Origin of the sequence: Mycolicibacterium septicum DSM 44393 (assembly GCF_000455325.1) — a bacterium.
GTDB classification, from domain to species: Bacteria; Actinomycetota; Actinomycetes; order Mycobacteriales; family Mycobacteriaceae; genus Mycobacterium; species Mycobacterium septicum.
In genome coordinates, this window is record NZ_HG322951.1 from 3,510,904 (window position 1) to 3,519,155 (window position 8,252).

At 67.8% G+C, this 8,252-nt stretch carries 7 protein-coding genes and 1 pseudogene; 4 read left to right on the forward strand and 4 right to left on the reverse strand.

The genetic code is table 11. From position 1 onward, the window contains the following. Positions 1-41 precede the first annotated feature (41 nt). Positions 42-2,132, reverse strand: a complete 2,091-nt coding sequence (gene tkt, locus TX88_RS16630) for a transketolase (RefSeq protein WP_044518267.1) — start codon at positions 2,130-2,132, stop codon at positions 42-44. A 234-nt stretch (positions 2,133-2,366) separates the two neighbouring features. Here tkt and TX88_RS16635 point away from each other — a divergent pair, with 234 nt between their 5' ends. Continuing rightward, a complete protein-coding gene (locus TX88_RS16635; RefSeq protein WP_044518269.1) occupies positions 2,367-3,299 on the forward strand; it encodes a heme o synthase in 933 nt (310 codons plus the stop codon). Positions 3,300-3,371: 72 nt separating this feature from the next. Further along, a complete protein-coding gene (locus TX88_RS16640; protein ID WP_209447066.1) occupies positions 3,372-4,301 on the forward strand; it encodes a DUF1254 domain-containing protein in 930 nt (309 codons plus the stop codon). On the opposite strand, the gene TX88_RS16645 is transcribed toward TX88_RS16640, so the two are convergent. After that, positions 4,298-5,272, reverse strand: coding sequence for a quinone oxidoreductase family protein (locus tag TX88_RS16645; RefSeq protein WP_044519485.1), 975 nt, complete (start codon positions 5,270-5,272; stop codon positions 4,298-4,300). The two genes, TX88_RS16640 and TX88_RS16645, sit on opposite strands and share 4 nt — an antisense overlap. A 32-nt stretch (positions 5,273-5,304) precedes the next feature. On the opposite strand from TX88_RS16645, the gene TX88_RS16650 reads away from it, so the two are divergent. Both TX88_RS16650 and TX88_RS16655 read left to right on the forward strand, forming a co-directional pair. Beyond that, positions 5,305-6,243 carry an ATP-grasp domain-containing protein gene (locus tag TX88_RS16650; RefSeq protein ID WP_044518272.1) on the forward strand — a complete coding sequence of 313 codons (939 nt, stop codon included), beginning with the start codon at positions 5,305-5,307 and terminating at the stop codon, positions 6,241-6,243. A gap of 89 nt (positions 6,244-6,332) precedes the next feature. Beyond that, positions 6,333-7,136: an SDR family NAD(P)-dependent oxidoreductase gene (locus tag TX88_RS16655; RefSeq protein ID WP_044518274.1), complete on the forward strand. Its 804-nt coding sequence runs from the start codon at positions 6,333-6,335 to the stop codon at positions 7,134-7,136. 16 nt (positions 7,137-7,152) lie between these two features. Here TX88_RS16655 and TX88_RS16660 read toward each other — a convergent pair whose 3' ends face one another. Beyond that, positions 7,153-8,055 (reverse strand): COX15/CtaA family protein, encoded by a 903-nt coding sequence (locus TX88_RS16660; protein WP_084622017.1) that lies wholly within the window; start codon positions 8,053-8,055, stop codon positions 7,153-7,155. 97 nt (positions 8,056-8,152) lie between these two features. Then, positions 8,153-8,252, reverse strand: a pseudogene (locus TX88_RS35150) (multidrug ABC transporter permease); the annotation flags it as partial.

The following is an 8,252-nucleotide window of genomic DNA, read 5'->3' on the forward strand; positions in this document are numbered from 1 at the left end:
CTCCTGCCAGTCGTCTGTCAGTTGTCACGACCGCGGTGCGGTCAGTTGTCCAGTGATCGTTCCGCCGCGGCCGCCACGGCCTCGGGGGTGAAACCGAACTCACGGAACAGCGTCTTGTCGTCGGCCGAGGCGCCGTAGTGCTCGATCGAGACGATCTCGCCGGTGTCTCCGACCAGCTTGTACCAACTCTGCGCCACTCCGGCCTCGACCGCCACCCGGGCCGAAACCGCAGGCGGCAGCACCGAATCGCGGTACTCCTTGGGCTGCGATTCGAACCACTCGACACACGGCATCGACACCACGCTGGCGGTGATCTCCTTGTCCGCCAACAGCTTCTGCGCTGCGACGGCGAGCTGGAGCTCGGAACCCGTGGCGATGATCACCACGTCGGGGTTCTCGTCGGGGGCGCCCCCGAGCACGTAGCCACCGCGGGCCACGCCTTCGGCGCTGGTGCCCTCGATCACCGGGACGCCCTGACGGGTCAGGATCAACCCGACCGGTCCGGTGCTGGCGGTGCGCTCCAGCACGGTCTTCCATGCGTAGGCGGTCTCGTTCGGGTCACCCGGACGGACCACCGACAGGTTCGGGATCGCGCGCAGCGCCGCCAGGTGCTCGATCGGCTGGTGCGTCGGGCCGTCCTCGCCGAGGCCGATCGAATCATGCGTCCAGACGTAGACCGGATCGATGTTCATCAATGAGGCCAAACGCACGGCGGGCCGCATGTAATCCGAGAACTGGAGGAACGTTCCGCCGTATGGGCGGGTCGGGCCGTGCAGCACGATGCCGGACAGGATGGCGCCCATCGCATGCTCGCGGATACCGAAGTGCAGGGTGCGGCCGTACCAGGTCGCATTCCAGTCCTCGGTCGAGATCGACGGAGGCCCAAACGAATTCGCGCCCTTGATGGTGGTGTTGTTGCTGCCGGCCAGGTCGGCCGAACCACCCCACAGCTCGGGCAGGGTCTGGCCGACGGCGGCCAGCACGGCTCCCGAGGCGGCACGGGTGGCCACCGGCTTGGAATCGAGCTCCCAGTGCGGCAGGTCGGCGTCCCAGCCCTCGGGGAGCTTCTGCGCCTGCAGCCGGTCCAGCAGCTCCTTGCGCTCGGGCTCGCGCTCGGCCCAGGCATCGAAGGTCACCTGCCAGTCGGCGTGCGCTTTCTTGCCGCGGTCCACCAGCTCACGGGTGTGGGCGATGACGTCGTCGCGCACCTCGAAGCTCTTGTCGGGGTCGAAGCCGAGGATCTTCTTGGTCGCTGCCACCTCGTCGGCACCCAGGGCAGACCCGTGCACGCCACCGGTGTTCATCTTGGTGGGGGCGGGGTAGCCGATGATGGTCCGCAGCGCGATGAACGAGGGCTTGTCGGTGACCTTCTTGGCCTCGGCGATCGCCTGTTCGATCCCCACGACGTTCTCGCCGCCCTCGACCTCCTGGACGTGCCAGCCGTAGGCGCGGTAGCGCGCGGGCACATCCTCGCTCAGCGCGATGTCGGTGTTGTGCTCGATGGAGATCTTGTTGTCATCCCAGAACACGATGAGATTGCCGAGCTGCTGGGTGCCTGCGAGCGACGACGCCTCGCTGGTGACGCCCTCCTCCATGTCGCCGTCCGAGGCCACCACGTAGATGTAGTGGTCGAACGGGCTCTCGCCCGGTGCGGTGTCGGGATCGAACAGGCCACGCTCGTAGCGAGCGGCCATCGCCATTCCGACCGCCGACGCCAGCCCCTGGCCGAGCGGACCGGTGGTGATCTCCACACCCTTGGTGTGGTGGTACTCGGGATGGCCCGGGGTCAGCGAACCCCAGGTGCGCAGCGCCTCGATGTCGGCCAGCTCCAGGCCGAACCCGCCGAGGTACAGCTGCAGGTACAGGGTCAGGCTGGAATGCCCGCAGGACAGTACGAAACGGTCCCGGCCGATCCACTCCGTGTCGCTGGGGTCGTGGCGCAGCTGTCGCTGGAACAGCGTGTAGGCGAGGGGAGCCAGGCTCATCGCTGTTCCCGGGTGGCCGTTGCCGACCTTCTGCACCGCGTCAGCCGCGAGCACCCGGACGGTGTCGACCGCAACGCTGTCGACTTCGGTCCAGTCATCTGGGTGGTTGGGCTGGGTGAGAGCGGTGATCTCTTCGGCGGTGGTCACTAAGCTCACTTCCTCGTCTTCTATCTGCCGGCACGTGCGCGCGCAGTTGCCATGCTGCTACGACAAACACCCTAGTGGGGCGGACTGAACAGATGCAGACTGGTTCTCCCACCGATACCCGGCCGTTTACCCGGTTGTCGCCCCGAACAGACCCTGCGGTGCCGAGGTGTTCGGGCGGCGGTCTACCATCGTGTGTAGTAGAAGCCGCGTGACGCCACCCGAGGAGTTATTTGCGTGAGCATTCGCGAGCGCCGGCTCATCAATGGGGCGCCGAGCCGAATACGATCCACCATCCTGTCGTATTTGGCGTTGACCAAGCCGCGCGTGATCGAGTTGTTGCTGGTCACCACCATCCCGGCGATGTTGCTGGCAGACCGGGGCACCGTTGACCCGCTGCTGATCCTCAACACGTTGGTGGGCGGCATGCTGGCCGCGGCCGGCGCCAACACCCTCAACTGTGTGGCCGACGCCGACATCGACAAGGTGATGAAGCGCACCGCTCGCCGTCCGCTGGCCCAGGCCTCGGTCCCGACGCGGCACGCACTGATCTTCGGTCTGGTGCTCTCGGTCACCTCGTTCTGCTGGCTGACCTGGACGTCGAATCTGCTGTCCGGCGTGCTGGCAGTGGCCACGATCGCGTTCTACGTCTTCGTCTACACGTTGCTGCTCAAGCGCCGCACGTCGCAGAACGTGGTGTGGGGCGGGGCGGCCGGCTGCATGCCGGTGATGATCGGCTGGTCCGCGGTGACCGGCACCATCCAGTGGCCGGCATTGGTGATGTTCCTGATCATCTTCTTCTGGACTCCGCCGCACACCTGGGCGCTGGCGATGCGCTACAAGGACGACTACAAGGCGGCCGGGGTGCCGATGCTGCCCGCCGTGGCCACCGAGCGTCAGGTCACCCGCCAGATCCTGATCTACACCTGGCTCACGGTCATCACCACGCTGGTGCTCGCGCTGGCCACCGGATGGCTCTACGGCGCCGTCGCTCTGCTCGCGGGTGCCTGGTTCCTGGTGATGGCCCACCAGCTCTACTCCGGGGTGAAGCGCGGCGAGCCGGTGAAGCCGCTGCGGCTGTTCCTGCAGTCGAACAACTACCTCGCCGTGGTGTTCTGCGCGCTGGCCATCGACTCGGCGCTCGCGTTGCCGACACTGTTCGGTCACTAGGCGCTATCGCTTATCCGGTCCAGCCGCACCCGACACCGTTGGTGTGGCAGCGTTGTGGGCATGACCGAACTGGTGAGCCCCGACAACTTCGCGCGTGCCGAATCCGACCTGTACTTCGCCAATGCCGTCAAGGACGGCGGTTTCGGAAAGTTCTTCCACAACCGCGAGCTGACCCCCATTGACCACCAGCTCGTCATCCGGCAGAACCGGGACACGCTGTACTCCGCGGCGGTGTTCGATCTCGACGGCGGTCCCGTCACCATCACGCTGCCCGAGAGCGGGGAGCGGTTCATGTCGCTGCAGGTCATCAGCGAGGACCACTACACCACCAACGTCGCCTACGCGCCGGCCGAGGTGACGTTCAGCCGCGACTCCGTCGACACCCGCTTTGCGATCGTGGCGGTGCGCACCCTGGTCGATCCGGGCGATCCCGCTGACCTGGCCGCTGTGCACGCGCTGCAGGACGCGATCACCGTCTCGCAGGCCGAGCCGGGTTTCTTCGAGATCCCGCAGTGGGATCCCGTCAGCCAGAAGACGGTTCGCGATGCGCTCATCACGTTGTCCACCACACTCACGGACACCAACCGGATGTTCGGCCCCAAGTACGACGTGGAGCCGGTCCGGCATCTGATCGGCTCGGCGTTCGCCTGGGGCGGCAACCCCGCGCGCGACGCGCTCTATCTCACAGTGGTGCCGGCCGCGAACGACGGCTCCACCGTGCACCGCCTGACCGTGAAAGACGTCCCGGTCGACGGGTTCTGGTCGGTGACGGTCTACAACAAGGACGGCTACTTCACGGCGAACCCACAGAATGCCTACTCGCTGAACAACATCACCGCGGTCAAGGACGACGACGGCTCCACCACCGTGCAGTTCGGTGGTAGCGGTGCGGCCAACGTCCTGCCGATCACCGCGGGCTGGAACTACATCGTGCGGCTGTACCGGCCGAGGCCCGAGATCCTCGACGGGTCGTGGACCTTCCCCGGCGCGCAGCCGGTCTAGGGCACCAGCACGATCGAGCCGACGGTCTTGCGGCCCTGCAGGTCGGTGTGGGCCTGGGCCGCATCGGCCAGCGGGTAACGGCCACCGACGGTGATGGTGATGGATCCGTCGGCGATGGCATTGATCAGTTCTCCCGCGCGCCAGGAGAATTCATCGGGCGTGCGGGTGTGGTGGGCCAGCGTCGGCCGGGTCAGGAACACCGAACCGGCCGCGTTGAGTCGCTGCGGATCCACCGGTGGCACCGGTCCGCTGGCCGCGCCGAACAGCGCGAGCGTGCCGCGCACCGCGAGGCTGGCCAGGCTGGCGTCGAACGTCGATGCGCCGACCCCGTCATAGACGGCGGCCACTCCCGCCCCGCCGGTGAGATCGCGGATCTTGTCGCCGAACTCCTCCGGATCCTCCGGATACTCGAGCACCTCGATCGCGCCGGCCTGCCGGGACAGTTCGGCCTTCTCCGGCGTCGAGGCCGTGGTGATCACCCGGGTGCCCATGCTGGTGGCCCACTGGGTGAGGATCAGGCCGACACCGCCCGCGCCGGCATGCACCAGCACGGTGTCACTCGGCTGCACGGCATAGGTGGATTTGATCAGGTAGTGCGCGGTCATGCCTTTCAGCAACGCCGAAGCGATGGCGTCGGGTGCCACGCCGTCGGGCACATACGCGACGAAATCAGCTGGGGCGACACAGAAGTCGGCGTAGGCGCCGGTCGCGTTCGCGGTCACCACGCGGTCGCCGACGGCCAGCGCCGCCACGTCGTCGCCGACCGCTGCGACGGTGCCGCACACCTCGGACCCGACGATGAACGGGACCTCCCGCGGATACAGCCCGGACCGGAAGTAGGTGTCGATGAAGTTGACGCCGACCGCCTCGGCCTTGATCAGTACCTCGCCAGGGCCCGGGGAGGGCTCGGGCCGCTCGACGTAGCTCAGGACTTCGGGTCCGCCGGTCTCGGCAACTTCGATGGCATACACGCCATCCATCATCCACACCTATCATCGCGAGGGTGAAGCTCGCCCGTCCGGATGTGTTCCATCCCCGCATCGTGCTGGCCGGTTGCGCCGCATTGCCCGACGGCGACGGCGACGACGCCGGCCTGCTCATGGCGCTGCGCAACCGCGGGCTGCACGCCCGCTGGCTGCCCTGGGACGACCCGGCCACCCTCGATGCCGATCTGGTGATCCTGCGGGCCACCTGGGACTACACCGAGCGTCTCGACGAGTTCCTCACCTGGACGCGGTCGGTGGCCCACCTGATCAACTCGGCGCAGATCGTCGAGTGGAACACCGACAAGCGCTACCTCGACGATCTGCACCGCATGGCGGTGCCGGTCGTGCCGACCGGGTACTTCGCGGTCGGCGACAAGGTCAGCGTGCCCAAGGGCGAAGTCGTGGTGAAGCCCGCGGTGGGGGCCGGTTCGACCGGGGCACAGCGATTCGTCGATGCCTCGGAGGCCCTGGCCCACGCGGCAGCGCTGCACGCCAACGGCCGTGCCGTGCTGGTGCAGCCCTACGATCCGCGGATCGCCGACGGCGAGACCGCTCTGGTGTTCCTGGGCGGTCAGGAATCCCACGCGTTCACCAAGGGACCGATCCTTCCCCCGGCCGGGCAGTCACCCGAATTCGAGGAGACCGGCACCTATGCCCAGGAGTCGCTGTCGCCGGCGGATCCCGATGACGAGGTCTGGGAGGTCGGTCGCCTGGCGGTGGACGCGGTGATCCGGCGGTTCGACCTTGAGCCCGAGGACCTGGTGTATGCCCGGGTCGACGTGATCGGTGGTCCGGAGGATCCCCGACTACTGGAGCTGGAACTGGTCGAGCCGGGACTGGGATTCCGGCAGCTCGACCAGACCGCGCGGGAGCGTGCCGAGCGCTCGTTCGCGGTCGGCGTGGAGGGTGCCCTGGAGCGGTTCGGGCTGGGCCCGCTGTCACACCGGGGATTCTGAGGGGCCGGCCGAACCCGACGATCCGCTACGTCGATGGCAGGTCGGCGATTTCGGCGAACCGGTTGACCGAGCCGCTCTAGAGTCGGCCGGTGGACACCTTTGAAGGACGCGGCGCCGTGGTCACCGGCGGGGCCAGCGGCATCGGCTTGGCGACGGCGCGCCAATTCGCCGCGCGAGGCGCCCGGATCGTGCTCGCCGACTACGACGAAACGGCGCTCGGTCGAGCCGTCGCGCAACTGCGGTCCGAGGGACACGACGCTCACGGCGTGCCGTGCGATGTCCGCGAACTCGAGCAGGTGACTCACCTCGCCGACGAGGCCTTCCGGCTGCTGGGTGCCGTGCACGTGGTGTTCAACAACGCCGGTGTGGCCGTCGACGGGCCGATCGCTCAGATGACCCACGACGACTGGCATTTCGTCCTCGACGTCGACCTGTGGGGGCCGGTTCACGGTGTCGAGGCGTTTCTGCCCCGCCTGATCGAACAGGGCCAGGGCGGGCATCTCTTGTTCACCGCGTCCTTCGCCGGCTTGGTCCCCAACGTCGGCCTCGGCGCGTATTGCGTGGCCAAGTACGGTGTGGTCGCGCTGGCCGAGGTGCTGGCCCGCGAGGTCGACAGCGAAGGCATCGGGGTTTCGGTCCTGTGCCCGATGATGGTGGGCACCAACCTTCTTGCCACCTCGGCGCGGGCACGCGGACATGCGGTCGAGGATCAACTCATCGCCGGCAACGACGTTCTCGACGTCGACGAGGTGGCCCGGCTCACCGCCGAGGCGGTGCTTGCCGACCGGCTGTACGTGCTGTCGCACGAGGCGTCACGAACTTCGATCCGGCGCAGATTCGATCGCATCGACGCGACGTTCGACGCGCAGGCCGCCGCCGGGTGGAAGCACTGACGAGGAGCACGCCGGGCTAGTCGCCGGCCTTGACCCGCTCACGCATCGAGGCCCACAACGCCGCGGTGGCCGCGGTGCAGGTGGCCGCACCGGCGACGTGCACGGCGACCAGGACCGCGGGAACACCGGTGTAGAACTGCACGATGCCGACGAGTCCCTGGGCGCACACCAGCACCACCAGAACTGCGAGCCGGACCATGACCGGGCGTGGGGCGCGCACCGCGGCGAGACCGAATCCCAGCGCGACGATCAGTGACAGGTAGGCGACCAGCAGCGACGAATGCATGTGCACCAGCGTGGTGATCTCGACCTGCAGGCGCGGCACCACGCGATCGAGGCTCTTGTCGCCGGCATGGGGGCCGGCGCCGGTCACCAGCGTTCCCGTCACCAGGACTGCGGCCAGCAGGACAGCGCTCAGGACGGTCAGCTGCCGCAACGGTTTCGGCACGGTTTCCGTCGGCGCACCGGTGTCGGGCTGCCCGATCTTGACGAACAGCAGAACCGCGAGCCACACCATCGCCATGGACGCCAGCAGGTGAATGGCCACGGTCCACCACAGCAGGCCCGTCCGCACCGTGATGCCGCCGATGATCGCCTGGACCACGGTGGATGCCGGCATCAGCCAGGCGTAGATCAACACCTCGCGGCGGCGACGGGCCCGGGTCACGGCCAGGACCGCGGCGATGGCGGTCAACACCACCAGGAAGGTGATCATCCGGTTGCCGAACTCGACCACCTGGTGCACGACGGCGACTTCGGCGTGCGGTACGGGCGTGAAGCTGCCCGGGAAGCACTGGGGCCAGGTGGGGCAGCCCAGGCCGGACGCGGTCACCCGGACGATCGCCCCGGTGACCGAGATGCCGCCCTGGGTGAGGATCACCAGGAACGCGACCAGGCGCTGAACCCGCAGACTCGGCATGGGCAGCAGATCGACCAGTCGCTGGAAAGCTGTTCCGCCGGGCACGGCCTGATCGTAGTTGATCAGGAACTACAGCCCGTAGTAGGGCTGCCTTGGGTCAGGTGAACCGGAACCAGCGCAGCGCGCAGATCGCCGCGACGGCACCCCACACCACCAGCACGGCCACGCCGAACCAGTCCATCGACACCGTCATCGCC

Bases quoted from the DNA above. Each gene is read 5' to 3' on its own strand.
- TX88_RS16660 (WP_084622017.1), bottom strand. From the start codon at position 8,055: ATGCCGAGTCTGCGGGTTCAGCGCCTGGTCGCGTTCCTGGTGATCCTC.